Genomic DNA, 26,558 nt, shown 5'->3' with positions numbered 1-26,558 from the left:
GGTGGGCTGAAGCCCACCCTACATTTGCCCCATCGGGGCGGTGATGCCGTGGTTCGGCCCGGATATGATCCGCTGCCTCCCACGTCTGAACACGCAAGGTTATTGTTTGGAAACCTGCGTGAATTCCAGCTCGACCGGGGTGGCCCGGCCAAAGATCGACACCGTCACCTTGAGGCGCTGATGTTCTTCGTCGACATATTCGACCATGCCGTCGAAATCCTCGAACGGCCCGTCGTTGACCTTGACCTTCTCGCCGATCTCGAAATGGATCAGGGTGCGTGGGCTATCCTCGCCTTCCTGAACGCGGCCAAGGATGGCCTGCACTTCGGCGTCGCGCATCGGCATCGGGCGGCCCTGTGGCCCCAGAAACCCGGTGACGCGATTGATCGAGTTGATCAGGTGATAGCCTTCATCCGACATTTCCATATGGACCAGCACATAGCCGGGCATGAAACGGCGTTCGGTCGTCACTTTCTTGTTGCGACGCACTTCGATGACTTCTTCGGTGGGCACCAAGACTTCGTCGATCTGGTCGGACAGGCCTTTTTCTTCCGCCTTTGCGCGGATTGCCTCTGCGATCTTCTTTTCGAAGTTCGAAAGAACGCTTACCGAATACCAGCGTTTAGCCATCTGTCAGAGCACCTTGTCGTCACGAGACCGGACCGGCCCCTGGTTCACATTGATCCGACGCCTGCGCCGGTGTCGAAAATAAAAGCGGCGTGCAACTCGATTCGCCGCACGCCATATTTCCGAAGTTGCCTGCCTTTACCGCCGCCATCACCCGTTTTCAAGAGGGGCGGGGCAGAATAAGCCGCGACGCCCTAGCCGCCGAAGTAGCCCAGCACGCCGGACAGGCCAAAGCGGATCACGAAATCGACCAGCGAAAAAAACACGGCCGTCAACGCGGCAAGGATAAAGACCATGATCGTGGTCAGCACCACCTCGCGGCGGGTGGGCCAGACGACCTTGGCCACCTCGGCGCGGACTTCTTGAATGAACTTCACGGGATTGGCGATGGCCATCGGCACGGTCCTTTATCGAAACTGGGTGCGACATACGGGGTCGCGGGGCCGAATTCAAGCCCGCATGGGGCCAGCCGCCCAAAGCGGGTCCAGCAATGTCACCCCTGGCATCGCGCCGATGGCGGCGATCTGCGCACGATAGCTGGCGTCGCCTGCCGCATGTTCGGCGCGGGTGAAACCGTCAAAGGGCGGATAGCCGTCCTCGACCGGCAAAAGCCCGCGCAGACCAACGCCCAGATCGCCCGAACCACCCAGCGCATGCCGATGTAAAATCTCGGCCACGGCGGCGGCGGACAGGCTGCGGTGGATATGATGCGCGATCGGGCGCACCAGCGCCGCAGCGGCAGGCCCCAGCAAACCCGCACAGATCGCGTTGAAATGGGTAGCGTAATCCTCATAGCACCACACGACCAGCCGCCCCACGCCAGAGGCGGCGCGCAGCCGCGCGACCAGATCGGCCCAATCGACAGATTGCAGCGGGTTGATCTTGCGATATTGCGCCATCGGAATCACCTTGCCGCCCATCAATTGCTGGCAATAGGCCGCGTTGACAAAGCGGGTCGGCTGCCGGATTGCCAGAAAGACATCGATATCGCGGCCAAGGCCCTGTGCCACCGCGCCGATCCGTTGCGCCGCTTTGGGATAGCGGCAGGTGACGGGCTTGCGGCGCGGATCGTTCAGCACGCCGATATGGTTTTCTTCGCTCAAGACCACGCGCTGCGCTGTCTGCAGCAATGACCCCAACGGGCCGGACAGGGCATGGCCATCGTTCAGGCGCGCCAGATCGGGCAGCGTCTGGTCCCATTTGCGCAGGTAACGCGGACCGAACCAGTGCACACCCTGTGCGGCCAGCGCATCCGCCTCGGCCCCGATGGACCGCTGCAAATGCGATGTCGCCGTCTTATGCGCCCCGATATGGAAAGCCACGGACAAGGCGGGGTTCAACATGGCGGCGGTGATCCTTCGGCACGGGCCTGTTCGATCTTGGCCGATCTTGGCCGTCTTGGCCGATCTGGACCGGTCCGCGCCGATGCGGTCCGATCTGGGCCTGGCAGGGGCATGGAGACTCGAACTCCAGACCTACGGTTTTGGAGACCGTCGCTCTACCAACTGAGCTATACCCCTATGGCCGCTTGTCGGATTAGTCGCAAATCCGGACAGGATCAAGAGCCAAGGTCGCGCAGACTTGTCTTCGGCGGCAGAAATGTCGAAACAGAGGATCAACCCAAGACCGAAAGGCTGCCTTTGTCCCTGCGCAGACGGATCGAAAAATCACACATGCTGGCCACGGCGCTGGCTTGGCTGGCGGGCAGCTATCTGGCGCTGTGCAATCGCACGACGCGCTGGCAGGTCGCCGGGTTGGATGATCTGCGCGCGGCGCTTGCGCAGGGGCCTGTCCTGCTAGTCATGTGGCATGGCCGCTCGGTCATGGGCGCCTTGCATTGGCCGGTGGCGGATGGTCCGCTGACCAGCCTTTACGATGCCTCGCCCATCGGGCGCGTGTCGGGTGCGCTGCAACGCCGTGTCGGGCTGCAATCGATACAAATGTCGCGCAAGACCGCAAATCTGGCCGCCTCGCGCATCGTGCTCAAACGGGTGCGCGCGGGGGTCAGCATCGGGTTGACAGCCGACGGGCCGCTGGGTCCGGCGCAGCTGGTCAAGGATGCGCCGCTGGAATGGGCGCGGGTGACGGGCGTGCCGGTGTTCTGCTATGCTTTTGCGACGACGCGCGGACGGCGGTTGAACAGCTGGGACAGGATGCTGGTGCCGCGTCTGTTCGGGCGCGGGGCGGTGGTCTTTGCGCGGTTTGACGAAAAGATCCCGCGCAAATCCGATGAGGCCGCGCGCGCCGCGCTGCGCGAACGGATGCGCCTTTTCATCGATGCCACAACCGCGCGGGCCGATGCTTTGATCCGGCGCTAGCGGCTTTTTCAAGCGCGGCCAGATTGCCATGGCGGTGACATGCAAAAGGCCGCCCGTTGCGGGGCGGCCTTTCGTTTGGTGTCGGGTGGGTCTTGACCCACCTTACCTTTGCTTACAGCAGGATCTTCGCCACAACACCGGCGCCGACGGTCCGGCCGCCTTCGCGGATCGCGAAACGCAGGCCGTCTTCCATCGCGATTGGCGCGATCAGCTCGACTTCGAACTTCAGGTTGTCGCCCGGCATCACCATTTCAGTGCCTTCAGGCAGAACAACCGTGCCGGTCACGTCCGTGGTGCGGAAATAGAACTGCGGGCGGTAGTTCGCAAAGAACGGCGTGTGACGGCCGCCTTCTTCCTTGGTCAGGATATAGGCTTCGGCTTCGAATTTGGTGTGGGGCTTGACCGAACCGGGCTTGCACAGCACCTGGCCGCGTTCCACGCCCTCACGGTCAACACCGCGCAGCAGCGCGCCGATGTTGTCGCCAGCCTGGCCGCTGTCCAGCAATTTGCGGAACATTTCCACGCCAGTACAGGTGGTTTTCTTGGTGTCGCGGATACCGACGATTTCGATTTCGTCGCCAACGTTGATGATCCCGCGTTCCACACGGCCGGTCACAACCGTACCACGGCCCGAGATCGAGAACACGTCTTCGATCGGCATCAGGAACGGCAGGTCAACTGCGCGTGCTGGTGTCGGGATATATTCGTCGACAGCCGCGATCAGCGCGCGGATCGAGTTTTCGCCGATTTCAGGATCGCGGCCTTCCATCGCTGCCAGGGCAGAGCCGGGGATGACGGGGATATCATCGCCGGGGTAGTCGTATTTGGACAGAAGTTCGCGGATTTCCATCTCGACCAGTTCGAGCAGTTCGGCGTCATCCACCTGGTCGACCTTGTTCATATAGACGACCATGTAAGGAATGCCGACCTGACGGCCCAGCAGGATGTGTTCGCGGGTCTGTGGCATCGGGCCGTCAGCGGCGTTCACCACCAGGATCGCACCGTCCATCTGTGCCGCACCGGTGATCATGTTCTTCACATAATCGGCGTGGCCGGGGCAGTCGACGTGGGCGTAGTGACGCGCTTCGGATTCGTATTCCACATGCGCGGTCGAGATCGTGATCCCACGGGCCTTTTCTTCGGGCGCGCCGTCGATCTGGTCATAGGCTTTGAAATCGCCGAAATACTTGGTGATCGCCGCCGTCAGCGTCGTCTTGCCGTGGTCAACATGGCCGATCGTGCCGATGTTCACATGCGGCTTGTTGCGTTCAAACTTTGCCTTTGCCATTCTTCAGGACCTTAATTTCAGAGGGGCCGCGGCGGCCCGTTTCAACATCGCGGGCGATGTATTGGGAAACGGGCGGGAAATCAAGCGCAATGCGCCGCGCGCGGTGCTTTTGACTTTTATGCCTCCGGCGGGGATATTTCAGCTCGGAAGATGATCAGGTAAAGCGGTTGTCGCGTGGAAAGCCGCGAGGTGCCATCCGTCCGGCGCTGGCGCGTTTGCCGATCCATTCATCCAGCTCTGTCTGCGTGCGCGTCCGTCCGGCGGGGTCCAGCCATATCAGCCCCTCTGCCAATGTGAATGTCGTGGCATCCGACAGCCCGCCATCCTTGTACTTTTGCAGCCGCACGCCTTTGCCACGGGTCATTTCGGGCAATTCATCGATGCCGAAGACCAGCACTTTGCGGTTTTCGCCGACCACCGCGACATGATCGCCGCTGATCCGCTGGCAGAGCCGCGCGGTGCTGCTGCCAAGGTTGAGCACCTGTTTGCCGGCGCGGGTCTGGGCCACGACCTCGGTCTCGGGCACGATAAAGCCATTGCCATCGGCCGAGGCGACCAGCAGCTTTTCACCCGGTTTATGGATCAGGATGTCGATGATTTCGGCCTCGTTCGGCAGGTCGATCATCAGGCGCAAAGGTTCGCCCATGCCGCGCCCACCCGGCAGATTGGCCGCCGCGACCGTGTAGAACCGCCCATTCGCACCGAAGACCAGCAATTTATCGGTGGTTTCGGCGTGAAAGGTGAAACGGGGTCCGTCGCCATCCTTGAATTTCAGATCACGGGTCAGGTCGATATGGCCGGTCATTGCCCGCACCCAGCCCATCTGCGAACAGACCACGGTGATCGGTTCGCGGTCGATCATCGCCTCGATCGGCACATCGGCCACTTCGGCGGCCAGCGCGAATTGCGTCCGGCGCGCGCCACCGGCACTGGTCCGGCCGAATTGTTTGCGGGTTTCGCGCAATTCATCCGCGATCCGCGCCCATTGCAGCGCCTCATCCCCCAGAAGCGCCACGATCCCCGCGCGTTCGGCGGCCAGCGCGTCGCGTTCGGCGATCAGTTCGAGTTCTTCCAGCCGTCGCAGCGACCGCAGCCGCATGTTCAGGATCGCTTCGGCCTGCACTTCGGTCAGGGCGATTTCGGGGTCGGTGGCTTTTGGCCCGACATAATCCTTTTCGGATGTCGCGCGGATATGCGCATGCGCCCAATCCTCGGCCATCAGGGCGGATTTGGGGTCGTCGTCATAGCGGATGATGTCGATCACCCGGTCCAGATGCAGGAAGGCGATGATGAAGCCGTCGAGCACTTCAAGCCGGTGGTCGATCTTGCCCAGCCGGTGGCGCGAGCGGCGCAAGAGCACATCGCGGCGGTGATCCAGAAAGGCGCGCAAAACCTCTTTCAGCGAACAGACCTTGGGCGTCAGCCCGTCGATCAGCACGTTCATGTTCATGCTGAACCGGATTTCGAGGTCCGAATTGCGAAACAGCATGCCCATCAGCATCTCGGGATCGACCGACCGCGCGCGCGGTTCCAGCACGACGCGCAGATCCTCGGCCGATTCGTCGCGCACGTCAGCCAGCAGCGGGACCTTTTTGGTCTGGATCACCTCGGCCAGTTTTTCGATCAGTTTCGATTTCTGCACCTGATAGGGGATCTCGGTCACGACGATCTGCCATTGGCCGCGGCCCAGATCCTCGACCTCCCATTTGGCGCGCAGGCGGAACGAGCCGCGCCCGGTGCGATAGGCCTCGGCCATATTCTCTGGCGGTTCGACGATGACGCCGCCGGTGGGGAAATCGGGGCCGAGGATATGCGTCAGCAGGCTGTCATCGGCGGCACCCGGCGATTTGATCAGATGCAGGCAGGCGTCGATCAATTCATGCAGGTTATGCGGCGGGATATTCGTGGCCATGCCGACGGCGATGCCGCTGGACCCATTGGCCAGCAGGTTGGGGAAACTGGCGGGCAGCACCGAGGGTTCGGTCAGGCGGCCATCGTAATTGTCACGAAAATCGACCGAATCTTCGGACAGACCTTCGAGCAGCGCCTCGGCGGCGGCGGTCATCCGCGCCTCGGTATACCGAGAGGCGGCGGGGTTGTCGCCATCGATATTGCCGAAATTGCCCTGCCCGTCGACCAGCGGATAGCGGACGTTGAAATCCTGCGCCAGACGCGCCATCGCATCATAGATCGCGGCATCGCCATGGGGGTGGAAATCGCCCATCGTGTCGCCGCTGATCTTGGCGGATTTCAGAAAGCCGCCCGAAGGTGACAGGCGCAGCCGCGACATCGCGTAAAGGATGCGGCGGTGGACCGGTTTCAGCCCGTCGCGCGCATCGGGCAGCGCGCGGTGCATGATCGTGGACAAAGCATAGGTCAGATAGCGGTCGCCGATCGCGCTGCGCAGCGATTCGGTCACGTCATTGGGGCCGGGGGCGGTCTCGTTCTCATCACTCATGCAAGGGGGTGTAGCGATCAAGGATTCACCCGTAAAGCGGGGAAATGGCAATGCCGGGCTGCTTGCCCTTTTGCGCGGGTTTCGCCAAAGCTGCGCCATGGTGCAGAAATCCATCCTGATCACGGGCGCCTCTTCGGGCATCGGGCTTGACGCGGCGCAGGGCATGCGGGCGGCGGGCTGGCGCGTCTTCGCATCTTGCCGCAAGGCCGAGGATTGCGCGCGGCTGGTGGCGCTGGGGTTTGAAAGCCCCCGCATCGATTACACAGACCAGACCAGTATCGCCGCAGGTCTGGCCGAGGTGCTGGCGGCGACAGGCGGCACGCTGGATGCGCTGTTCAACAACGGCGCCCATGCGCTGCCGGGCGCTGTCGAGGATCTGCCGGTTGATGGATTGCGCGCCCTGTTCGAGACGAATTTCTTTGGCTGGCATGCGCTGACCCGCGCGGTCATTCCGGTGATGCGCGCGCAGGGACATGGGCGGATCGTGCATTGTTCGTCGGTGCTGGGGCTGGTCGGCATCCGCTGGCGAGGGGCCTATGTCGCCAGTAAATTCGCGCTCGAAGGGTTGACCGATGTGCTGCGGCTGGAAATGGCGGGCACGCAGATCAAGGTGATCCTGATCGAGCCCGGCCCGATCACATCGGATATCCGCAAGAATGCGATCCCGCATTTCGAACGCTGGATCAATTGGCAAGAATCGGCCCGCGCGGATGAATATAAGACCCTCTTGGCGCGGCTTTATACCGACAGCGGGCCCGACCGGTTTGAACTGCCCGCCAGTGCGGTGACCGCCAAATTGCTGCATGCGGTGACGGCGGCCAAGCCGAAGCCGCGCTATTATGTCACGCGACCCACCTATCTGGCGGGGCTGATGCGGCGGATGCTGCCGACGCGATTGCTTGATGCGGTGCTGTTGCGCGGATAGGGGTTTGCTATCTTTGCGCGTGGCGCTAGGTCGCGCTGACAGGATCAAAGGAAGACCATCATGGCAAACGACCCTCTTTTCTGGCTTGTGGCTGTCGCGGTGCTGCTGGTGCTGGGCATCTTGTTGTTGGGCATCGGGTCCTTCGGCAAGGGCGGCGATTTCTATCGCAAGAATGCAAACAAGATCATGCGCTGGCGGATCGGTGCGCAATTCGTGGCGGTGATCCTGCTCGTGCTATTCGTTTATCTTCGCGGACAAGGGGGCTGACCACATGGTGGTGCTGAACAAGATCTATACGAAAACCGGTGATGCCGGGCAGACGGCACTGGGCAATGGTGATCGTGTGGCCAAACATGCGCTGCGGGTGAACGCCTATGGCACGGTGGATGAAACCAACGCCACTGTCGGCATGGCGCGCCTGCATGCGACCGGCGAGATGGACAGCCATCTGGCGATGATCCAGAACGATCTGTTCGATCTGGGTGCGGATCTGTGCCGCCCCGACATGGAAAAGGATGGCGAGGCGGGTTATCCGGTGCTGCGCATGAGCGATACACAGGTCGCGCGGCTGGAAAGCCAGATCGACGCGATGACCGCCAAGGTCGCACCTTTGCGCAGTTTCGTGCTGCCGGGCGGATCGGCGCTGGCGGCGCATCTGCACCTGTGCCGGACAGTGTCGCGGCGCGCGGAACGACTGACGGTGGAACTGGCCGGGGCCGAGGCGGTCAATCCGGCGGCGGCAAAATATCTGAACCGGCTGTCGGATTGGTTCTTTCAGGCCTCGCGCATCGCCAATGACGACGGGCGGGCCGATGTGCTGTGGATTCCGGGGGCGAACCGCTAAGCGAAGGTGGGTTTAAACCCACCTTACTTGACCCGCACCTCACAAACGTGGCGTCCCTGACACTTGCCGCGTCGATTTTGCACTGTTGTCACCGGACGGTAGCGGATAACAAGTGCAGCAGACCGCATGAATTATTCTATGGGAGAAACGCAGATGAAGGTGCTCGTACCTGTCAAGCGCGTGATCGACTATAACGTGAAGGTCCGCGTCAAGGCGGATGGTTCCGGTGTCGATCTTGCCAATGTCAAAATGTCCATGAACCCGTTCGACGAAATCGCCGTCGAAGAGGCGATCCGCCTGCGCGAAGCCGGCAAGGTCGAAGAGGTCGTGGCCGTGTCCATCGGCGTCAAGCAGGCCCAGGAAACGCTGCGCACCGCCCTTGCCATGGGGGCCGACCGCGCCATCCTGGTCGTGGCCAGCGAAGACGTGCATCAGGATATCGAACCTTTGGCCGTTGCGAAAATTCTTGCCGGTATCGTCAAGCAGGAAAACCCCGGTCTGGTGATCTGCGGCAAGCAGGCCATCGACAATGACATGAATGCGACTGGCCAGATGCTGTCGGCATTGCTGGGCTGGTCACAGGCGACCTTTGCATCCGAGGTCAGCATCGACGGCGATCATGCGACCGTCACCCGCGAAGTCGACGGCGGCTTGCAGACCATCAAGGTCAAGATGCCCACGATCATCAGCGTCGATCTGCGTCTGAACGAACCGCGCTATGCCTCTTTGCCCAATATCATGAAGGCCAAGAAAAAGCCTTTGGATGAAAAGACGCCCGCCGATTACGGTGTCGATATCACCCCGCGCCTGAGCGTGGTGAAAACCGTCGAACCCGGCACGCGCAAGGCCGGGATCATGGTCAAATCGGTGGATGAACTGGTCGAGAAACTCAAAGAAGCGGGGGCTGTGTAATGGCTGTTCTGTTGATTGGTGAAGTGACTGACGGCACGCTGGCCCTTGATGCCACCGCAAAGGCCGTGACCGCGGCCAAGGCTTTGGGTGATGTGACCGTGCTTTGCGCCGGTGCCTCGGCCAAGGCGGCGGCAGAGCAAGCCGCAAAGATCGCAGGCGTGACCCGCGTGCTTTGCGCCGAAGACGCGGCCCTTGGCCACCGTCTGGCCGAACCGACCGCCGCATTGATCGTGTCACTGGCGGGGGATTACACCCATATCGCCGCCCCCGGCACGACAGATGCGAAAAACGTGATGCCCCGCGTTGCGGCCTTGCTGGATGTGATGGTCATTTCCGAAGTGACGGGCATCATCGATGCCGACACATTCGAGCGTCCGATCTATGCGGGCAATGCGATCCAGACCGTCAAATCGACGGATGCAACCAAGGTGATGACGATCCGCACCGCGGGTTTCGACGCCGCGGATATGGGCGGCGCGGCCAGCGTCGACGCCATCACGGCAACCGGCGATGCGGGATTGTCGGAATGGGTCGAAGACAAGGTTGCCGCCTCTGACCGGCCAGAGCTGACATCGGCCGGCGTTGTCGTCTCGGGCGGGCGCGGGCTGGGATCGCAGGCCGATTTCGCCCTGATCGAGAAGCTGGCGGATAAGCTTGGCGCTGCTGTCGGTGCATCGCGCGCCGCCGTGGACAGCGGCTATGCGCCCAATGATTGGCAGGTCGGCCAGACCGGCAAGGTCGTGGCACCTGATCTTTATGTGGCGGTCGGGATTTCCGGCGCGATCCAGCATCTTGCCGGGATGAAGGACAGCAAGGTCATCGTCGCCATCAACAAAGACGAAGAAGCACCGATTTTCCAGGTCGCCGATTACGGTCTGGTCGCCGATCTGTTCGAGGCGCTGCCGGAATTGACCGGCAAATTGTGACCCCGGCGCTGGGGCATGCTGCAAGGGCCGGTGGCAACACCGGCCCTTGCGCGTTTCAGATCGCGAACATTTCGTCGCGCAGCGCCATGACCAGCTTGGACGCGGCTTCGACATGGCAGCGCAGGCCCAGCATTTCGGCGGCCGCAGATGCCTGCGAGGGCGGATAATGCATGCCATTCGCACCCTGGGCCAAAGCCTCTGGCGAGGGAATGGCCGTCACCACCGCGCGCACCAAGGGTGTCAGCGCATCGATCATGTTGGCAGTGATGAACAAGGGGGCGGCGCGCAATTGGGCCGGACGCCCCATCCAATCGGCATTGTCGATCGGTTCATCCGAGAACCATAGCAAAATGCATTGCGGGCCGATCTGGCGCAGCATGGTCTGCATCCGCGCCAGCCAGGCCTGACGCAATTCATGCACCACGATGTCGAACCGGTCTGGCGATGTCGCGAAAAGGCGCGCAAGCAGCTGGCTGGTAAAGGCGCAATCGTTGAAATCAACCTCGGGATAAAGCGCCTGCAACACGCTTGACGCGCGCAGAAACCGGTCATTGCGCCGTGGATGCACCGCATAGAACCGGTTTGACAGATTATCGGCCCCCAGCACCTGCACCACCGTCATATCCGCCCCATTGCAGATTTTCATGATCGTGGGGTCATTCACGAAAGTATCAAGCCCGGCATTCACGCAGCCAAAATTCACGCTGGGCTGTCGCAGCGCGGTTTCCACCAGCGTTGGAAATGGTTTTTCGATAAATTTTCCATAGGTTTCCGTGCCGCCGATGAAGGCAAGATAGGGCCGGTCCAATGGCTTGCGCGGCCCCCGGAACAGGATTCGCGAATTGCCGTATCGGCAGGGCGAATAGGACAGATCGCCCATATCAATCGAGTCGTGCCGCATCTGTGCCCCCGTTGTTGCGCTGACCCAAAGTCGCGCAATAGGTTTGCCAAAAGGCTAATGTTTGGATTTCTGACAAATTTCCTGCATCTGTCCGGCTTGAAGCCTGCCCGTCGCGCGGCCTATGGTGCGAGCGAACCCGTAAAGGAAAAGTCATGGCGATCGAACGTGTGGGAATTGTAGGGGCTGGGCAGATGGGCAATGGCATCGCCCATGTCTTTGCCGTGGCGGGCTATGACGTGCTGTTGACCGATATCAGCGCCGATGCGCTGGCGGCCGCTTTGGCCCAGATCGACCGGAACCTTGAACGCCAGGTCAGCCGCGAGCTGATCACCGCCGAGACCAAGGCCCAGGCGATGCGCCGGATCGCCTCGACCCAGACCCTGACCGATCTGGGCGATAGCGATCTGATCATCGAGGCCGCAACCGAGCGCGAAACGATCAAGGCCGCGATCTTTGAGGACCTGCTGCCGCATCTGAAGCCCGAGACGATCCTGACGTCGAATACCTCGTCCATCTCGATCACGCGGCTGGCCTCGCGCACGGACCGGCCCGAGCGGTTCATGGGGTTTCATTTCATGAACCCGGTGCCGATCATGCAGCTGGTCGAATTGATCCGCGGGATCGCCACGGACGAGCCGACCTTTCGCGCCTGTCAGCAGGTCGTCGAACGGCTGGGCAAGACCAGCACCGCATCAGAGGATTTCCCCGGCTTCATCGTCAACCGCATCCTGATGCCGATGATCAACGAGGCGATCTATACGCTATACGAAGGCGTCGGATCGGTGCAATCCATTGACACATCGCTGAAACTGGGCGCGAACCATCCGATGGGGCCGCTAGAACTGGCGGATTTCATCGGGCTGGATACCTGTCTGGCGATCATGAACGTGCTGCATGACGGGCTGGCCGATACCAAATACCGCCCCTGCCCTTTGCTGACCAAATATGTCGAGGCCGGCTGGCTGGGCCGCAAGACCCAGCGCGGGTTCTATGATTACCGGGGCGAGACACCGGTGCCGACGCGCTGAGCCGGTCTGTCGTAAAAAGATTTGATGCCTCCGGCGGGGATATTTACGCTCGGAAGATGGGGGTTTGGGCGCTCAGTCGCCTTCGCCGAATTTATCCGCGACAAGCGCTGTGATCGCCGCCAGCAGAGGTTCTGCGTCCGGACCGCGGGTTTCGACCTCGATATAGGTGCCGATCGAGGCGGCCAGCATCAGCAGCCCCATGATACTGTCGCCGCTGGCGGTTTCGCCATCCTTGCGCACGGTGGCATCGGCATCGAATCGTTCGACAACCTCGACCAGCTTGGCCGAGGCGCGGGCGTGCAGCCCCTTGATATTCTCGATCTTCAGGACCGCTGTCGTCATTGGGAAAGGCCGCCATTGTGGCTGTTGATATATTTATGCGCCGCGGCAATCGCCGCCTCGGCCGCATCGGGGACCGAACGTTTGCGCGATTTGGCCAGTTTGATCAGCATCGGCAGATTCGCGCCATAAAGGATCTTGCGGTTGGCCGGGCTGCAGGCGCGCAGCGACAGGTTCGAGGGCGATCCGCCGAACATATCGGTCACGATGATGACACCCGCGCCCGCATCGACGGCATCGGCAGCCTCGCAGATTTCGGCCTGTTTCAGCGCGCGGTCGTCATCCGGCCCGATGGCGATGCTGACCATCCCCGACTGGCGCCCCACGACATGTTCGACGGCGGACAGGTATTCCTGCGCCAGCCCGCCATGTGCGACGATGACGATCCCGATCAAGCCTGTCGTTCCTTGCTGAGCAATCTGTCCTGCCTTTCCATCTCTCGATGCCGTTTAGACACATGCCACCCGTCTTTCGCAAGGGCCTGTGCCATGCGTTCGACGATCATGACGGAACGATGTTGCCCTCCGGTACAGCCAAAGCCGATGGAGAGGTGGCTTTTGCCTTCGTCTTTATGCGCGGGCAGGACCAGATCGACCAGCGCCTTGACCCGGGTGAAGAAGTCGTCGAATCGCGGATCGGCGGCGACATAGGCCGCCACATCATCGTCGCGCCCGTCACGCGCGCGCAGATCCGGGTCCCAATGCGGGTTGCGCAGGAATCGGCAATCCATGACGATATCCATGCCGCGTGGCAGCCCGCGCTTATAGGAAAACGAATGCAGCGTGACACCCAGATTGCGCCCTTCGGCGGTGGCGAACCAGCGGTCGATTTCCGCACGCAGATCATGTGGCGACAGGCCCGTGGTGTCGATCAGCACATCGGCACGGCTGCGCACTGGCACCAGAAGGTCGCGTTCGCGCGCGATCCCGGCCATGGGCGGGCCCGCAGGTGCCAGCGGATGCCGTCTGCGGGTTTCGGAATAGCGTTTGACCAGCTCTTCCTCGGCGGCATCCAGATATAGCACCTGCATCACCTGATCGCTGCGCGCGGCCAGCTGGTCAATGGTGGCGATCAGCGCATCGGTGCCGAAATCGCGGTTGCGCACGTCCAGACCCAGCGCCAGCGGCCGACCCGGCGGCGGCCCGTCGAGCAGACGCGGCAAGAGCGACAGCGGCAGGTTGTCGATCACCTCATAGCCCAGATCCTCGAGCGCATTGATCGCGGTGGACCGCCCCGCACCGGACGGCCCGGTCACAAGGACCGTCATCGGCAATATCCGGGGGGTATCTGTCATCGGTCGCTCCAGCCGGCCTTGAGGATTTGTACAATGATCGCTGGGAAATGTGGCCCGTCGATCCGTTTTATCAAGGGAATGTCGCAGCCGCAGAGGCGGATCTGGTCCCGGTCCGGCAGGCGCTGGTCCTCGGTCTGGTCAAGATCGACGACCAGTGCGACCTCTGCGCGCGGCTGACAGGCGGCTTTGAGAATGCCTGCGCCGCGCGCCTCGATCAGCCCTGCGATGGCGGGCGGCGATGCCGCCAGCAGCCGGTCGCCGTCGGCCCATAGCCGCACCCTGTCATCCGCGACCAGCACCCCGCCCAGCGCCATCAATTGCAGCGCCAGCGTGGATTTGCCGCGCCCCGCCGCGCCAAGGATCAACACTGCGCTGTCGCCCAGCGCAACGCAGCTGGCGTGATGCGTTTCAGGCGGCATCATGACGATCCGTCACAGCGGCAATCCAACGACGAACCTTGCACCATCGGGCGCGCAATCGGGGTCGCTGTCGGGCGGGCGAATGTTTTCGGCCCAGATCACGCCGCCATGGGCCTCGACGATCTGTTTCGAAATCGCGAGGCCGAGCCCAGAATTATTGCCGAATTGTCCGGCGGGGCGTTCGGAATAGAACCGCTGGAAAATCTTGCGCAGCGCAGCATCGGGGATGCCGGGGCCAGTATCCTCGACGACGACCAGCACGCGGTTTTCGCGGGTGCGGGTCCAGACGCGGATCGCATCCCCGTCTTCACAAAAGGAAATTGCATTGCTGATCAGGTTCACAAAGACCTGCGCCAGCCGTCCTTCGAGCCCCTGCACCAAGATCGGCCTGCGCGGCACATCGGCGATAAAGGCGATGCCACGGGACTCTGCATCCTTGCCCAGATGGGCGTTCACATGATGCAGCATGTTGATCAGGTCAAAGGTTTCCTCTTTTTCCTTGACCAATTCGCTGTCCAGACGCGAGGCGTTGGAAATATCGCTGATCAGACGGTCAAGGCGTTTGATATCATGTTCGATCAGGTCAAGCATACGCTCGCGCTGGGCGGGCTGTTTGGCGATACGCATCGTTCCGACAGCCGACCGCAGCGAGGCCAGCGGATTCTTGATTTCATGGGCGACATCGGCGGCGAATTGTTCGTTGCTTTCGATCCGGTCATAAAGCGCCGAGACCATCCCGCGCAGCGCCCCCGACAGGCGGCCTATCTCGTCCGGGCGGGCGGTCAGATCGGGGATGCGCACGCGGACCGGGGCCAGCCTGCGCGCATTCTTTTGATGGCTCGCTTCGGCGGCCGTGGCCAGATCGGCCAGCGGATTGGCGATGGTCGAGGCCAGCACAAGGCTAAGCCCGATGCTGACCGCGATCCCGACAATCAGCAGACGCAGCACCTCTTCGCGTTCGCGGCGCACAAGGCCGTCCACTTCACCCGCCGCCGTGGCCGCCACGATCACACCGACCGGCGTGCCAGCCTGCATGATGGGCGTGGCCACGACCAGCACCGAGCTGCCCCGGACCTCGGTGATATTGAGCTGGGTCTTGCCCTGCACCGCAACCGCGATCAATTCGGGCGTTGCGGTGGCAAGCATCTGCTGGTCAGGCGCTGGCGCAGCCGTGTTGAACAGGCCAAACAGCCCGCCCGTCATTGTGCCCAGAAAATCGCTGATAAAGGTCCGGCCGATCCGCGCGTCGGGATTGGCGGTTTCGGCCAGCGGGCCGGCTGTGCGCGCGACCAGCGTGGCATCAGGTGCAAAGACCGACACCTCCATCCCGCCGCGCAGGTGCAGGCTGGCCAGGGTGTCGGCGGCGTTTATCCCATGGCCCGAGACCAGGTTCACGGCGGCACGGCGGGGCAATTGCACCTCGAACACATCGGCGATCAGCTGGGCTTCGGAGATCAGCCCATTGGCGCGCTGCAAGGCAAGCGTGTCGCGCGATGCATTCAGATACAACACCCCCGCGATCATCATGAACATCGCGATCAGGTTGAAAACGACGATCTTGCGCGCGATGGGGGATTTGCGCAGCGCGATGATCCCGCGCTTTGGCGCATCCAGATAGGGCATGCCGCCGCGCGTAACCTCGGGATCGACCCAATCCTCGCCCAGCACGATATCGGGCGGCAGCGTCGCCCGGCGCACCGATTTGAGGTCGCGGACGTCAATCTCGGGGACAGAGGTCATCCCCTAGTCTTCGTTGTAGCGGTAACCAATGCCATACAATGTCTCGATCGCGGAAAACTGGTCATCGGTGTTGCGCATCTTCTTGCGAAGACGTTTGATATGGCTGTCAATGGTGCGGTCATCGACATAGACCTGATCATCATAGGCCACATCCATCAGCTGATCGCGGCTTTTGACGAAACCGGGGCGCTGGGCCAGAGCCTGCAACAGCAGAAATTCGGTGACGGTCAATGACACGTCACGGCCTTTCCATTTCACCGCATGGCGCAGCGGGTCCATGACCAGATCACCGCGCACCATGACCTTGGTCTCTTCGGTTTCTTCGATCTCTTCGCCGGCGATCGCATCCTGACGGCGCAGCAGCGACCGGATACGTTCCACCAGCAGACGCTGCGAAAACGGCTTTTTGACGTAATCGTCGGCGCCCATCCGCAGGCCCAGCACCTCGTCGATCTCATCATCCTTGGAGGTCAGGAAAATGACCGGCATCGAGGTTTTCTGTCGCAGCCGTTGCAACAGGTCCATCCCGTCCATCCGGGGCATCTTTATGTCAAGCACAGCCATATCGGGCATCCGCTTGTTGAATGCATCCCATGCCGCCTGCCCGTCATTATAGGTCTCAACCTCGAACCCTTCCGCTTCCAGCGTCATCGCCACCGATGTCAATATGTTGCGGTCATCGTCAACCAGGGCAATTCTCGACATGGACATACTACCTTTATGTATTTAGCGAACTCATAACACGCCGCGATTTTCCGCTGTTTAACGAGGCGAATCAATCCCCAAAGCTTTGCGCGCGGCAGGATCGCCTGTGATCGCACCAAATTTACCATGCCGCGGGCCGCCTGGCGGGGCCAGACACATTTGGTTGCGCTAACATGCATTTGGTTGCGCTAACGCTTCGCTCACCCCCTATCAAGGCAGGAAAGCTTGGTGGTATGCAAGCCCATCGCGGGCAGGATTGCCCATTCGAAAAGGAGCGAACCCATGGACCAAGGTACGGTCAACCCGCAGATGAAACTTGAGGACCAAGGCATCACAGGGCTGGGTTCTGTCTATTACAACAGCTCTGCTGCCGCATTGCATGATGCGGCCGTGGCCGCTGGCGAAGGTGTCACAGGCAAGGGTGGCAGCCTGCTGGTGACGACGGGCAAACACACAGGCCGGTCGCCCAAGGATAAATTCGTCGTGCGCACGCCATCTGTCGAGGACACGATCTGGTGGGACAATAACGCCCCGATGGCGCCTGCGGATTTCGACGTTCTTTATGCTGATATGATCGCGCATATGCAGGGCGGCACCTATCATGTGCAGGACCTGTTCGGCGGGGCGGATCCGGCGCATCGTCTGGATGTCCGCGTCGTGACCGAACTGGCATGGCACGGGCTGTTCATCCGGCATTTGCTGCGCCGCCCCGATGCGGCCGAGCTGGCCGGTTTCACCCCTGAATTCACGATCATCAACTGCCCCAGCTTCAAGGCCGATCCTGCGCGCCATGGCTGCCGGACCGACACGGTGATCGCGCTGAATTTCGACCGCAAGCTGATCCTGATCGGCGGCACCGAATATGCAGGCGAGAACAAGAAATCCGTCTTCACCCTGCTGAACTACCTGCTGCCCGAAAAAGGCATCATGCCGATGCATTGCAGCGCCAACCATGCGCCCGGCAATCCTGTCGATACGGCCGTGTTCTTTGGCCTGTCCGGCACCGGCAAGACCACGCTGTCGGCTGACCCCAGCCGCGTGCTGATCGGGGATGACGAACATGGCTGGTCGGATCGCGGCACCTTTAACTTCGAAGGCGGCTGCTATGCCAAGACCATCAACCTGAGCGCCGAGGCGGAACCCGATATCTACGCCACCTGTTTCATGCCGCATACGGTGATCGAAAACATGGTCTTCGATCCCGAAACGTTTGATCTGGATTTCGAGGATGACAGCCTGACCGCGAATATGCGCTGCGCCTATCCGCTGAATTATATCGCCAATGCCTCTGACACGGCGCTGGGCGGGCATCCCAAGAATATCATCATGCTGACCTGCGATGCTTTTGGCGTGCTGCCCCCCATCGCGCGGCTGACACCGGCGCAGGCGATGTATCATTTCCTGTCGGGGTTCACGTCAAAGGTGGCGGGCACCGAACGCGGCGTGACCGAACCGGAACCGACCTTCAGCACCTGTTTCGGCGCGCCTTTCATGCCGCGCAGGCCAGAGGTTTACGGCAATCTGCTGCGGTCCAAGATCGCAAGCCATGGCGCGACCTGCTGGCTGGTGAACACCGGCTGGACCGGTGGCGCCTATGGCACTGGCAGCCGGATGCCGATCAAGGCGACGCGCGCCCTGCTGGCGGCGGCGCTGGATGGCACGCTGATCGAAAGCACCTTCCGCAAGGACCCGCATTTCGGGTTCGAAGTGCCGGTGGCGGTCGAGGGTCTGGATGCGCGCCTGCTTGATCCGCGCGCGACCTGGGCGGATGCGGCGGCCTATGATGCGCAGGCGGCCAAGCTTGTGGGCATGTTCAGCGATAATTTCGCGAAATATGTGCCCTTTATTGATGATGATGTGAAAGCAGCCGCCATCGGCTGACACGGGTAAGGTGGAACCTGTTCCACCTTACGACCATCTCGACATCGCGGCGCATCCGACTATGGTTGCGCCATGCGCCTGATGCTCGCCCTGCTGTTCGCCCTGTCGCTGCCGCCCGCCGCTGTCGCGCAAGATGCGATTGCCTCGCTGCGCGCGGGCGTCATTTGCGGCCCGCCTGTCACGGGCACCGCGCCGGCACCGGATACGATCGCTGGCAGCACGCAGCTGATCGCACAAACCCCGCCCTTCATCGCCGAAATCACCCAGGTCCCCGCAGTCATTGGCGTCGGCTTTGGGGTCAAGGTGCAGGCGGTGGACCCCCTAGGTCTGTCCGATGTGACGATCATCGTGACCCATCCGCCAATGGGCGATGCGGGGGTGACCCGGCAAAGCTATCACTCCTGGATCAGCGGGACCGGGCCATCGACAACCTTTTACCAATTCGACGAAGATTACGAACGCATCACCGGCACATGGACCTTCACGGCGGTTCTGGGGGATGAGCAGCTCTTTTCCGTCAATTTCGAGGTGGTCCCACCCAGCGCCTTGCCCGGTCTGGCCGCAGCTTGCGGCGACGACGATCTGCTGTCCTAGCCCATCACCCCGCGCCGGATCAGGTTCACCCCCGCGATCACCAGCACCCAAAGCGTGACCTGCCGGAACCTATCGGCATCGAAACGGTCGCCCAACCGGAACCCGACCCACATGCCCAACATCCCCGGCACCACCAGCGCCGCCGAAAACGGCCATGTCTGCGCATTCAGCACGCCTGATTGCACATGGCCCAGAAACAGCATCACCGACCCCAGCCCGTAAATCACCCCCTGCACCGACATCTGCCGGTCGCGCGGCGTGCCAAGCGCCAGCAGATACAACACCGTGGGCGGCCCCCAAGTGCCGGTCAGCCCGCCGAGAACCCCAGACAGAATCCCCGCCACATATTCCACCGGACGCCGCATCCGCGCCGGTATGACCGGACGCCAGCCCGCGATCTGGATCAGGCACAAGATCACCACAGGCACGCCCAGCACGATGAACAGCGTATCGGTCGGGATACGGCGCAGGAATTGCGCCGAAACAAGGATCATCACACAGACCGCCGCGATATAGCGCCAATGTTCTACCACCGCATCACGGGCCTGGCCCAGACCGGCGCGCCCGACCTGCAAGATATTGCTGACCACGATCGGCAGGACAATTCCGGCGATGATCAGTTCAGGCGCGATGGCGATCCCCATCCCCGAGACCATGATCAGCGGCATGGCAAAACCCACCGCGCCCTTCACGAACCCGCCAAGGAAGGTGACGACACAGGCAAAGACGAATAATTCAGGCGTGATAGCCGCGAAAAAATGTGACATGCTGCGTCATATGCCGTTCTGCGACGCTTGGCATCACCAAATCGGGTGCGACATTTTCATTCAACGCAATCGCTTTTTTCGAATTAATATTGCGCTGCGACTGCAAAGTGATTATCTCTGCACCTGCACATGAACCGGAGACATGCCATGCCCCATGACGGACAGGACCTGCATCTGACCTCGAACCCGATTCTGGATGACCTGCTGGATCTGACCGGCGCGGCCCTGCCCGCCGTGGACAAGCTGTTGGCGCAGGCCAAAGACATCCTGCGCGCCAAGGTCAGCCAAGAGGGGCGTATCTCGGGCGCGCTGCTCGATACGCATCAAACGGCGGCGCATGGCTTGGCCTGGCTTGCGACCTATGCGCAATCCTTGCACCAGATGCAGGATTGGGCGGGGCGTCTGGCCGCCGATGGCAAATGCGGCGAGGTGGAACAATTGATCCACCAGATCGCCTTTGGTGAATATCTCTCGCAGATCTGCGGCGGCATCCCGATGAGCCAGGGCGAGATTCTGCGCCCGCAAGATATCGGCCTGGCACCCGACCAGATGCGCGCGATGATGATCCCCGCCGTGATGACCCTTTGCGCGCAAGGCAATACTCAGGCCGCGCGGATGCGCCTTGTCACGCTGATGCAGGATCAGGCGGCAAATCTGACGGTCGGGGCCTCTGGCCTTGATGAGGAACTGGAAATGATCCGCGCGCAATTCCGGCGTTTCAGCCTGGAAAAGGTCGAACCGCATGCGCATGATTGGCACCTCAAGGATGAATTGATCCCGCTGGCGATCATCGACGAGATGGCCGAAATGGGCGTCTTCGGTCTGACCATTCCCGAAGAATACGGCGGTTTCGGACTGTCCAAAGCCTCGATGTGCGTGGTGTCCGAAGAACTCTCGCGCGGCTATATCGGCGTGGGGTCATTGGCGACACGCACCGAAATCGCAGCCGAGCTCATCTTGTGCGGCGGCACGGAAGACCAAAAACAGCATTGGCTGCCCGGTCTGGCCTCGGCCGAAATCCTGCCGACGGCCGTGTTCACCGAACCCAATACAGGATCAGACCTTGGGTCCTTGCGCACCCGCGCGGTCAAAAAGGGCGATGATTGGGAAATCACCGGCAACAAGACATGGATCACCCATGCCACCCGCACCCATGTGATGACCCTGCTGGCACGCACCGATCCCGCGACAACCGATTACAGCGGCCTGTCGATGTTTCTGGCCGAAAAGACCCCCGGCACCGAAGAAAACCCCTTTCCCACGCCAGGCATGACCGGCGGCGAGATCGAGGTGCTGGGCTATCGCGGCATGAAGGAATATGAACTGGCCTTCGACGGGTTCATGGTCAAAGGCGATAACCTTTTGGGCGGCGAGACCGGCAAAGGCTTCAAACAGCTGATGCAGACATTCGAATCCGCGCGCATCCAAACCGCCGCGCGCGCCGTGGGTGTGGCGCAATCGGCCCTGGATGTGGGCATGCAATATGCCCAGGACCGCAAGCAATTCGGCGCGGCGCTGATCAATTTCCCGCGTGTTGCGGGTAAATTGGCGATGATGGCGGTGGAAATCACCATCGCGCGGCAGCTGACCTATTTCAGCGCGCATGAAAAAGACAACGACCGGCGGTGTGACCTAGAAGCAGGCATGGCCAAGCTTTTGGGCGCACGGGTCGCCTGGGCCTGTGCGGATAATGCGCTGCAAATCCACGGCGGCAATGGTTTCGCGCTGGAATATAAGATCAGCCGCATCCTGTGTGATGCGCGCATCCTGAACATCTTCGAAGGGGCGGCTGAAATCCAGGCCCAGGTGATCGCGCGGCGCTTGTTGGGGTAACATGTCGGCCGCCCGGGGCGCGCCTAGCCCTCCAGCCGCAGGATCGCATCGATCAACCGCGCGCGGGCAGCTGGCATCGGGCGGTCGCCCAAACCCTTGATCAGACGGTTTTCAATGAAAAACCCGGTCGTGCCCAGCGCCTTGGCGATCTCTGCCGCCGAGGCATCACCCTTGCCAGCCAGAACCGGGGGCAAGGGCAGCAAGCGATCCGCCCAGACCCCGGCGGCATCGCGGCTGACCGCGCGGCCGGATTTGGGTGATACAAAGGCCAGATCCTCGTTCACACCGCTGGCGGCGCAGGCCGACAGATCCAGCGCGAATCCCATCTCTTCCAGCAAGGCCTGTTCCCAGCGCAGATAGGCCAAAGGCCATAGCGCGCCTTGGCCCAGCAAATCCAGCAAGGCGATGCTGCGCTGATACAGCAGCGGATGACTTTCGCGTTCGGGCAAAACCATCAGCAACAAGGCGCAAACCGCGTTCAATCCCGCCAGCGACAGCCGGTCCGCCATGGCTGCGGCACTGCGTGACCGGACAGGCTCTACCGTGAAACTGCCCAGATGATCATCCAGCCGCGCTGTCCAGCTGACCATCACCTGCGCGCCGGGCTGGATCAGCGGCGCGATCTTGCGGCTGGTCCCGCCGCGCACCACACCGGCATGACGGCCATGATCGGCGCTGAACACCTCGATAATGGCGCTGCTTTCGCCAAACGGGCGCATCGCCAAAATCGCGGCTTCATCGCGCCATGAAATCATCGCGCCAGCACCTTCTTTTTTCCAAAAATACTCCTGCCAGAGGCATAAAAGTCATGATAACCCGTCCTCCTCCAGCAGATGCCGGCCCTGCCGGTCCTCGACCTCGATCACCCAAAGATCCGGATCAAAACCGCGCTGGCGCTGGATCGATTGATCGACCTCCGGCTCTGGCCCTTCGGCCAGCACAACCCAGGACCGCGCGCCCGTCATCAGATCGAAACTGCGCTGGTAACAACAGGCCCGCCCGTCCAGCATGTTCAGCTTGACCATGACTGCCCCCGCCGTGGCATCGCCGCGCGCGACGACAAAGGCCGGGATCGCCGCCAGCCGCAGCCGTGTCAGATAGGCCGACACCCAGATGTCGGCGGTCAATCTCATGCGTTGCCGTCTTTGAAATCCAGCCCCATTTCGGAATAGCGCTCTTTTTCTTCCAGCCAGTTCGGACGCACCTTGACCTGCAGGAACAGATGCACGGGACGGCCCAGAAACTCGGTGATCTCGGCGCGCGCGGCCTGGCTGACGGCTTTGATCGTCTCGCCGCCCTTGCCCAGCACGATGCCTTTATGGCCATCACGCGCAACATAGATCAGCTGGTCGATCCGCGCAGACCCATCGGGGCGTTCTTCCCAATTCTCGGTCTCGACGGTCAGCTCATAGGGCAATTCCTGATGCAGCCGCAGGGTCAGCTTTTCGCGGGTCATTTCCGCAGCAATCATACGCATCGGCAGATCGGCGATCTGGTCTTCGGGGTAAAGCCACGGCCCTTCGGGCACCTGTTCGACCAGCCAAGCGCGCAAGTCATCGCAACCATGGCCGCGTTCGGCGGAAATCATGAAGGTTTCGGCGAAAGCAAACGCCTCGTTCATGTCGCGGGTCAGGGCCAGCAGGCTTTCGGATTTCACCTTGTCGATCTTGTTGATCGCCAGCGCGACCTTGGTCTTGCCCATACGGTCGGGCAGATTGGCCAGGATCGCCTTGACGCCTTCGCTCATGCCGCGATGGGCCTCGATCATCAAGACGACGACATCGGCATCCGCAGCTCCGCCCCAGGCAGCCGCGACCATCGCGCGGTCCAGCCTGCGGCGGGGTTTGAACAGGCCGGGCGTGTCGATGAAAATCAGCTGCGCCTGCCCGGCCATGGCGACACCGCGAATCCGCGCGCGGGTGGTCTGGACCTTATGGGTGACGATCGACACTTTGGCGCCGACCATCCGGTTCAGCAGGGTGGATTTGCCTGCATTCGGTTCGCCGATCAGGGCGACAAAGCCCGCTTTGGTCGCTGCATCGGTCATGGGTCAACTTTCTTCAAAAGGGCGGCGGCGGCGGCTTGTTCCGCCTGCCGTTTCGACCCTGCGGTCGCTGTTTCGGACTGGCCAGAGGCCAGCTGCACCGCAATGGTAAAGGCGGGTTGATGGTCAGGGCCGGTGCGCGCCACCTCGGTATAGCTGGGCGGGGCTTCGCCGCGCGCCTGCGCCCATTCCTGCAAGGCGGTCTTGGCGTCGCGGGCATCATCGGCGACATCGGTGATGCGCGCGCCCCAGAGATCCAGCACGACCTTGCGCCCTGCTTCGAACCCGCCGTCCTGATAGATCGCGGCGATCACCGCCTCCATCGCATCGGCGAGCAAAGCCTCTTTACGGCGGCCCCCCGATTTCATCTCGGAGCGGCCCAGTTTGATCACCGCGCCAAGGTCGATCTGCCGGGCGACATCAGCGCAGGCTTCACGGCGCACCAGCGCGTTATAGCGCGGCGCAAGCAGGCCTTCGGGGGCAGAGGGATCAGCCTTCAGCAAGGCCTCGGCCATCACAAGGCCCAGCACGCGGTCGCCCAGAAATTCAAGCCGCTGGTTATCATCGCGGTGCACGCTGACCATGGATGAATGGGTCACCGCCCGCACCAGCAATTCCGGCCTCACGAAGTGATAGCCCAGACGCTGCGAAAAGGCAGCCAGATCAGCCGAGAGTTTCACTCGACCGCCTTGAAGAAACGGTCGCTGCGCCATGTCCAGAAGGCCAGCATCGACCGGCCCGCGGATGAGAACAACACCCGATCAGCGCGGCCCACGATATCCCTGCGCGGCACGAAACCGACACCGCCCAGCGTTTGCGGCACGCGGCTGTCGATGGAATTGTCGCGATTGTCACCCATGAAAAAGAAATGGTCCGCAGGCACGGTGAACACGCCGGTATTGTCGGTGGCCCGCGTGCCGATGTTCAGGATCGCATGGCTGGTGCCATTGGGCAGCGTTTCGATCTGGCGCGGTTTCAGACATTCAGCGCCCATGCCGACAGGGTCATTGGCGCACATCGGGCGGCCACCCATCGGGCCTTGGGGTTCCATGATCTCGGTAAAGAGGCCCGCATCGGCCAGACCGACAGCGGTATCATTGATATGTAGCACGCCGTCGATCATCTGGATACGGTCACCGGGCTCACCGACGACGCGTTTGATGAAATCCATGCCCGTCACCGGATGCCGGAAGACCACGACATCGCCGCGTTCCGGATCGGACCCGAACAGCCGGTCGTCACTATCGGCGAACCAGCCGCAGAAATCATCCGCGCCGATGTCGATCCCGACCGCCGGCACACGGACCGACGGGCAGGACGCATAGGAATAGCCATAAGCCATCTTGTTGACAAAGAGGAAATCCCCGATCAGCAAGGTGTCCTTCATCGACCCCGACGGAATCCAGAAGGGTTGAAAGAACAGGGTGCGGAACACGCCCGCGATGATCAGCGCCCAAAAGATCGTCTTGATCGTCTCTTTCACGCTGCTGACAAAGCCTGTCTTTTCGGCCATTTTCCGTTCCTTTTTGGGTTTGACGCTACATGATCCCGCAAAGGGGTGGAGTCAAGCGATGGGCCGCGCCTCGATCACCACAAAGGCCTGTGCCCAAGGGTGATCATCGGTCAGCGTGACATGGATCACCGCCTCGTGGCCGGGCGGGGTCATCTGGTCCAGCCTGTCGCGCGCCCAGCCGGTCACGGCCATCACGGGCTGGCCGGTATGCAGGTTCGACACCGCCATGTCTTTCCACGCGATCCCCATGCGCAACCCGGTGCCCAGCGCCTTGGAACACGCCTCTTTCGCGGCCCAGCGTTTGGCATAGGTGCCGGGCGTGTCATGGCGGGCCTCGGATTTGGCCTGTTCGACGGGCGTAAAGACACGGTTGCGGAACCGGTCGCCGAACCGGTCCAGCGTGGCCGCGATCCGGTCGATATTCGCAAGATCGGTGCCGATGCCCAGGATCATGCGCGCGCGGCGTCCATCAAGCGGCGCATTTCGGCAATCGCGGGGGCAAGACCGCGAAAGATGGATTCGCCGATCAGGAAATGCCCGATATTCAGTTCCGCCACCTGCGGCAAGGCGGCGATGGGCGTGACGCAATCATAGGTCAGCCCGTGGCCGACATGGACCTCTAGCCCCAGATCGGTGGCAAAGGCGGTCATATCTGTGATCTTGCGCAATTCATCGTCGCGCGTGGCCCAGTCGCCTTCGGCCCAAGCATCGGCATAGGCGCCTGAATGCAATTCGATCACCGGCGCGCCAATACGGTGCGCGGCCCTGATCTGCGCCTCGTCGGCGGCGATGAACAGCGACACGCGGCATCCGGCATCGCGCAGAGGGGTGATGTAATCTGCCAGCGCGCTTTGCTGCGCGGCAACTTCCAGCCCGCCTTCGGTTGTGCGTTCCTCGCGCTTTTCGGGGACCAGACAAACAGCATGGGGTTTGTGGCGCAGGGCAATCGCCTGCATTTCGGCCGTGGCCGCCATCTCAAAGTTCAGCGGCACGCGCAATGCGGCCATCAGCCGTTCAATATCGGCGTCGATGATATGGCGGCGATCCTCGCGCAGATGGGCGGTGATGCCATCGGCCCCCGCATCCTGCGCCATCAGCGCGGCGCGCACCGGATCAGGCACATCCCCGCCGCGCGCGTTACGCACGGTTGCCACATGGTCGATATTCACGCCGAGCCGCAGATTGGTCATGGTTTTCCCTTT

30 protein-coding genes and 1 tRNA gene are annotated in these 26,558 nt (G+C 61.9%); 10 read left to right on the top strand and 21 right to left on the bottom strand.

Annotated features, from left to right (window positions below; translation table 11 throughout):
* Window positions 1-99: 99 nt before the first annotated feature.
* The 4 genes from nusG to LOKVESSMR4R_RS01075 form a co-directional block, all read right to left on the bottom strand.
* Window positions 100-630 (bottom strand): transcription termination/antitermination protein NusG, encoded by a 531-nt coding sequence (gene nusG / locus LOKVESSMR4R_RS01090; protein ID WP_007206590.1) that lies wholly within the window; start codon window positions 628-630, stop codon window positions 100-102.
* A gap of 191 nt (window positions 631-821) precedes the next feature.
* A complete protein-coding gene (gene secE, locus LOKVESSMR4R_RS01085) occupies window positions 822-1,022 on the bottom strand; it encodes a preprotein translocase subunit SecE (RefSeq protein WP_087205932.1) in 201 nt (66 codons plus the stop codon).
* 54 nt (window positions 1,023-1,076) lie between these two features.
* Window positions 1,077-1,970, bottom strand: coding sequence for a hypothetical protein (locus LOKVESSMR4R_RS01080; protein ID WP_087205931.1), 894 nt, complete (start codon window positions 1,968-1,970; stop codon window positions 1,077-1,079).
* A 101-nt stretch (window positions 1,971-2,071) separates the two neighbouring features.
* Window positions 2,072-2,147 (bottom strand) — tRNA-Trp (locus LOKVESSMR4R_RS01075).
* 120 nt (window positions 2,148-2,267) lie between these two features.
* Here LOKVESSMR4R_RS01075 and LOKVESSMR4R_RS01070 point away from each other — a divergent pair.
* Complete coding sequence (locus LOKVESSMR4R_RS01070; protein WP_157898097.1) at window positions 2,268-2,945, top strand: lysophospholipid acyltransferase family protein; 678 nt, start codon at window positions 2,268-2,270, stop codon at window positions 2,943-2,945.
* 112 nt (window positions 2,946-3,057) lie between these two features.
* Here LOKVESSMR4R_RS01070 and tuf read toward each other — a convergent pair whose 3' ends face one another.
* Window positions 3,058-4,233: an elongation factor Tu gene (gene tuf, locus LOKVESSMR4R_RS01065; protein WP_087205929.1), complete on the bottom strand. Its 1,176-nt coding sequence runs from the start codon at window positions 4,231-4,233 to the stop codon at window positions 3,058-3,060.
* Between the two features lie 154 nt (window positions 4,234-4,387).
* Entirely contained in the window at window positions 4,388-6,691 is a 2,304-nt protein-coding gene (locus LOKVESSMR4R_RS01060; protein ID WP_087205928.1) for a DNA topoisomerase IV subunit A, read from the bottom strand.
* A 97-nt stretch (window positions 6,692-6,788) separates the two neighbouring features.
* On the opposite strand from LOKVESSMR4R_RS01060, the gene LOKVESSMR4R_RS01055 reads away from it, so the two are divergent.
* The 5 genes from LOKVESSMR4R_RS01055 to LOKVESSMR4R_RS01035 all read left to right on the top strand — a co-directional run bounded on the left by LOKVESSMR4R_RS01055 (window position 6,789) and on the right by LOKVESSMR4R_RS01035 (window position 10,298).
* Window positions 6,789-7,616 (top strand): SDR family NAD(P)-dependent oxidoreductase, encoded by an 828-nt coding sequence (locus LOKVESSMR4R_RS01055; RefSeq protein WP_087212314.1) that lies wholly within the window; start codon window positions 6,789-6,791, stop codon window positions 7,614-7,616.
* A gap of 60 nt (window positions 7,617-7,676) precedes the next feature.
* Window positions 7,677-7,883 (top strand): twin transmembrane helix small protein, encoded by a 207-nt coding sequence (locus LOKVESSMR4R_RS01050; protein WP_087205927.1) that lies wholly within the window; start codon window positions 7,677-7,679, stop codon window positions 7,881-7,883.
* A 4-nt stretch (window positions 7,884-7,887) separates the two neighbouring features.
* Window positions 7,888-8,460 (top strand): cob(I)yrinic acid a,c-diamide adenosyltransferase, encoded by a 573-nt coding sequence (locus LOKVESSMR4R_RS01045; protein WP_087205926.1) that lies wholly within the window; start codon window positions 7,888-7,890, stop codon window positions 8,458-8,460.
* Window positions 8,461-8,613: 153 nt separating this feature from the next.
* Window positions 8,614-9,372, top strand: a complete 759-nt coding sequence (locus tag LOKVESSMR4R_RS01040; RefSeq protein ID WP_087212311.1) for an electron transfer flavoprotein subunit beta/FixA family protein — start codon at window positions 8,614-8,616, stop codon at window positions 9,370-9,372.
* Window positions 9,372-10,298, top strand: a complete 927-nt coding sequence (locus LOKVESSMR4R_RS01035) for an electron transfer flavoprotein subunit alpha/FixB family protein (RefSeq protein ID WP_087205925.1) — start codon at window positions 9,372-9,374, stop codon at window positions 10,296-10,298. Before LOKVESSMR4R_RS01040 ends, LOKVESSMR4R_RS01035 begins: the two co-directional genes overlap by 1 nt.
* A 55-nt stretch (window positions 10,299-10,353) precedes the next feature.
* Here the strand turns inward: LOKVESSMR4R_RS01035 and LOKVESSMR4R_RS01030 are convergent, their stop codons facing one another.
* Window positions 10,354-11,199, bottom strand: coding sequence for a DUF6473 family protein (locus tag LOKVESSMR4R_RS01030; RefSeq protein WP_087205924.1), 846 nt, complete (start codon window positions 11,197-11,199; stop codon window positions 10,354-10,356).
* Between the two features lie 152 nt (window positions 11,200-11,351).
* Between LOKVESSMR4R_RS01030 and LOKVESSMR4R_RS01025 the strand changes: the two genes are divergently transcribed.
* Entirely contained in the window at window positions 11,352-12,227 is an 876-nt protein-coding gene (locus tag LOKVESSMR4R_RS01025) for a 3-hydroxybutyryl-CoA dehydrogenase (RefSeq protein ID WP_087205923.1), read from the top strand.
* Window positions 12,228-12,299: 72 nt separating this feature from the next.
* Here the strand turns inward: LOKVESSMR4R_RS01025 and LOKVESSMR4R_RS01020 are convergent, their stop codons facing one another.
* The 6 genes from LOKVESSMR4R_RS01020 to LOKVESSMR4R_RS00995 are packed head-to-tail and all read right to left on the bottom strand — an operon-like array spanning window position 12,300 to window position 16,724.
* Entirely contained in the window at window positions 12,300-12,569 is a 270-nt protein-coding gene (locus tag LOKVESSMR4R_RS01020) for an HPr family phosphocarrier protein (protein ID WP_087205922.1), read from the bottom strand.
* Window positions 12,566-12,961, bottom strand: coding sequence for a PTS sugar transporter subunit IIA (locus tag LOKVESSMR4R_RS01015; protein WP_087205921.1), 396 nt, complete (start codon window positions 12,959-12,961; stop codon window positions 12,566-12,568). Before LOKVESSMR4R_RS01015 ends, LOKVESSMR4R_RS01020 begins: the two co-directional genes overlap by 4 nt.
* Complete coding sequence (rapZ, locus tag LOKVESSMR4R_RS01010; protein ID WP_087205920.1) at window positions 12,958-13,860, bottom strand: RNase adapter RapZ; 903 nt, start codon at window positions 13,858-13,860, stop codon at window positions 12,958-12,960. The genes LOKVESSMR4R_RS01015 and rapZ overlap by 4 nt, the downstream gene beginning before the upstream one ends.
* On the bottom strand, window positions 13,857-14,282 hold the full coding sequence (locus tag LOKVESSMR4R_RS01005) for an HPr kinase/phosphorylase (protein ID WP_087205919.1): 426 nt from the start codon (window positions 14,280-14,282) through the stop codon (window positions 13,857-13,859). The genes rapZ and LOKVESSMR4R_RS01005 overlap by 4 nt, the downstream gene beginning before the upstream one ends.
* Window positions 14,283-14,291: 9 nt before the next feature.
* On the bottom strand, window positions 14,292-16,019 hold the full coding sequence (locus tag LOKVESSMR4R_RS01000; RefSeq protein ID WP_087205918.1) for a sensor histidine kinase: 1,728 nt from the start codon (window positions 16,017-16,019) through the stop codon (window positions 14,292-14,294).
* A gap of 3 nt (window positions 16,020-16,022) precedes the next feature.
* Window positions 16,023-16,724 carry a response regulator transcription factor gene (locus LOKVESSMR4R_RS00995; RefSeq protein ID WP_087205917.1) on the bottom strand — a complete coding sequence of 234 codons (702 nt, stop codon included), beginning with the start codon at window positions 16,722-16,724 and terminating at the stop codon, window positions 16,023-16,025.
* 282 nt (window positions 16,725-17,006) lie between these two features.
* Between LOKVESSMR4R_RS00995 and LOKVESSMR4R_RS00990 the strand changes: the two genes are divergently transcribed.
* Together LOKVESSMR4R_RS00990 and LOKVESSMR4R_RS00985 are read left to right on the top strand one after the other, a co-directional pair.
* Window positions 17,007-18,605 carry a phosphoenolpyruvate carboxykinase gene (locus LOKVESSMR4R_RS00990; RefSeq protein WP_087205916.1) on the top strand — a complete coding sequence of 533 codons (1,599 nt, stop codon included), beginning with the start codon at window positions 17,007-17,009 and terminating at the stop codon, window positions 18,603-18,605.
* Between the two features lie 72 nt (window positions 18,606-18,677).
* Window positions 18,678-19,199 (top strand): DUF3859 domain-containing protein, encoded by a 522-nt coding sequence (locus LOKVESSMR4R_RS00985; protein ID WP_087205915.1) that lies wholly within the window; start codon window positions 18,678-18,680, stop codon window positions 19,197-19,199.
* On the opposite strand, the gene LOKVESSMR4R_RS00980 is transcribed toward LOKVESSMR4R_RS00985, so the two are convergent.
* The gene (locus LOKVESSMR4R_RS00980; protein ID WP_087205914.1) at window positions 19,196-19,966 is read right to left on the bottom strand and encodes a sulfite exporter TauE/SafE family protein; all 771 of its coding nucleotides are present in this window, start codon (window positions 19,964-19,966) and stop codon (window positions 19,196-19,198) included. The two genes, LOKVESSMR4R_RS00985 and LOKVESSMR4R_RS00980, sit on opposite strands and share 4 nt — an antisense overlap.
* Before the next feature lie 147 nt (window positions 19,967-20,113).
* On the opposite strand from LOKVESSMR4R_RS00980, the gene LOKVESSMR4R_RS00975 reads away from it, so the two are divergent.
* Window positions 20,114-21,799 (top strand): acyl-CoA dehydrogenase family protein, encoded by a 1,686-nt coding sequence (locus LOKVESSMR4R_RS00975; protein WP_087205913.1) that lies wholly within the window; start codon window positions 20,114-20,116, stop codon window positions 21,797-21,799.
* 23 nt (window positions 21,800-21,822) lie between these two features.
* On the opposite strand, the gene recO is transcribed toward LOKVESSMR4R_RS00975, so the two are convergent.
* From recO to LOKVESSMR4R_RS00940, 7 genes are read right to left on the bottom strand one after another with little or no spacing between them, the layout of a single operon-like run.
* Window positions 21,823-22,554, bottom strand: a complete 732-nt coding sequence (recO, locus tag LOKVESSMR4R_RS00970; protein WP_087205911.1) for a DNA repair protein RecO — start codon at window positions 22,552-22,554, stop codon at window positions 21,823-21,825.
* Between the two features lie 51 nt (window positions 22,555-22,605).
* Window positions 22,606-22,932 carry a DUF1491 family protein gene (locus LOKVESSMR4R_RS00965; protein WP_087205909.1) on the bottom strand — a complete coding sequence of 109 codons (327 nt, stop codon included), beginning with the start codon at window positions 22,930-22,932 and terminating at the stop codon, window positions 22,606-22,608.
* Window positions 22,929-23,846, bottom strand: coding sequence for a GTPase Era (era, locus tag LOKVESSMR4R_RS00960; RefSeq protein ID WP_087205907.1), 918 nt, complete (start codon window positions 23,844-23,846; stop codon window positions 22,929-22,931). Before era ends, LOKVESSMR4R_RS00965 begins: the two co-directional genes overlap by 4 nt.
* Window positions 23,843-24,523, bottom strand: a complete 681-nt coding sequence (gene rnc / locus LOKVESSMR4R_RS00955) for a ribonuclease III (protein ID WP_087205905.1) — start codon at window positions 24,521-24,523, stop codon at window positions 23,843-23,845. The genes era and rnc overlap by 4 nt, the downstream gene beginning before the upstream one ends.
* Window positions 24,520-25,356 carry a signal peptidase I gene (gene lepB, locus LOKVESSMR4R_RS00950; protein WP_087205902.1) on the bottom strand — a complete coding sequence of 279 codons (837 nt, stop codon included), beginning with the start codon at window positions 25,354-25,356 and terminating at the stop codon, window positions 24,520-24,522. Before lepB ends, rnc begins: the two co-directional genes overlap by 4 nt.
* 51 nt (window positions 25,357-25,407) lie before the next feature.
* On the bottom strand, window positions 25,408-25,809 hold the full coding sequence (gene acpS, locus LOKVESSMR4R_RS00945; RefSeq protein WP_087205901.1) for a holo-ACP synthase: 402 nt from the start codon (window positions 25,807-25,809) through the stop codon (window positions 25,408-25,410).
* The gene (locus LOKVESSMR4R_RS00940) at window positions 25,806-26,546 is read right to left on the bottom strand and encodes a pyridoxine 5'-phosphate synthase (protein ID WP_087205899.1); all 741 of its coding nucleotides are present in this window, start codon (window positions 26,544-26,546) and stop codon (window positions 25,806-25,808) included. Before LOKVESSMR4R_RS00940 ends, acpS begins: the two co-directional genes overlap by 4 nt.
* Between the last annotated feature and the right edge of the window lie 12 nt (window positions 26,547-26,558).

This window comes from Yoonia vestfoldensis, assembly GCF_002158905.1.
GTDB classification, from domain to species: Bacteria; Pseudomonadota; Alphaproteobacteria; order Rhodobacterales; family Rhodobacteraceae; genus Yoonia; species Yoonia vestfoldensis_B.
Note: the sequence above shows the minus strand (reverse complement) of the source record. Positions and strands in the feature narration are given on the sequence as shown.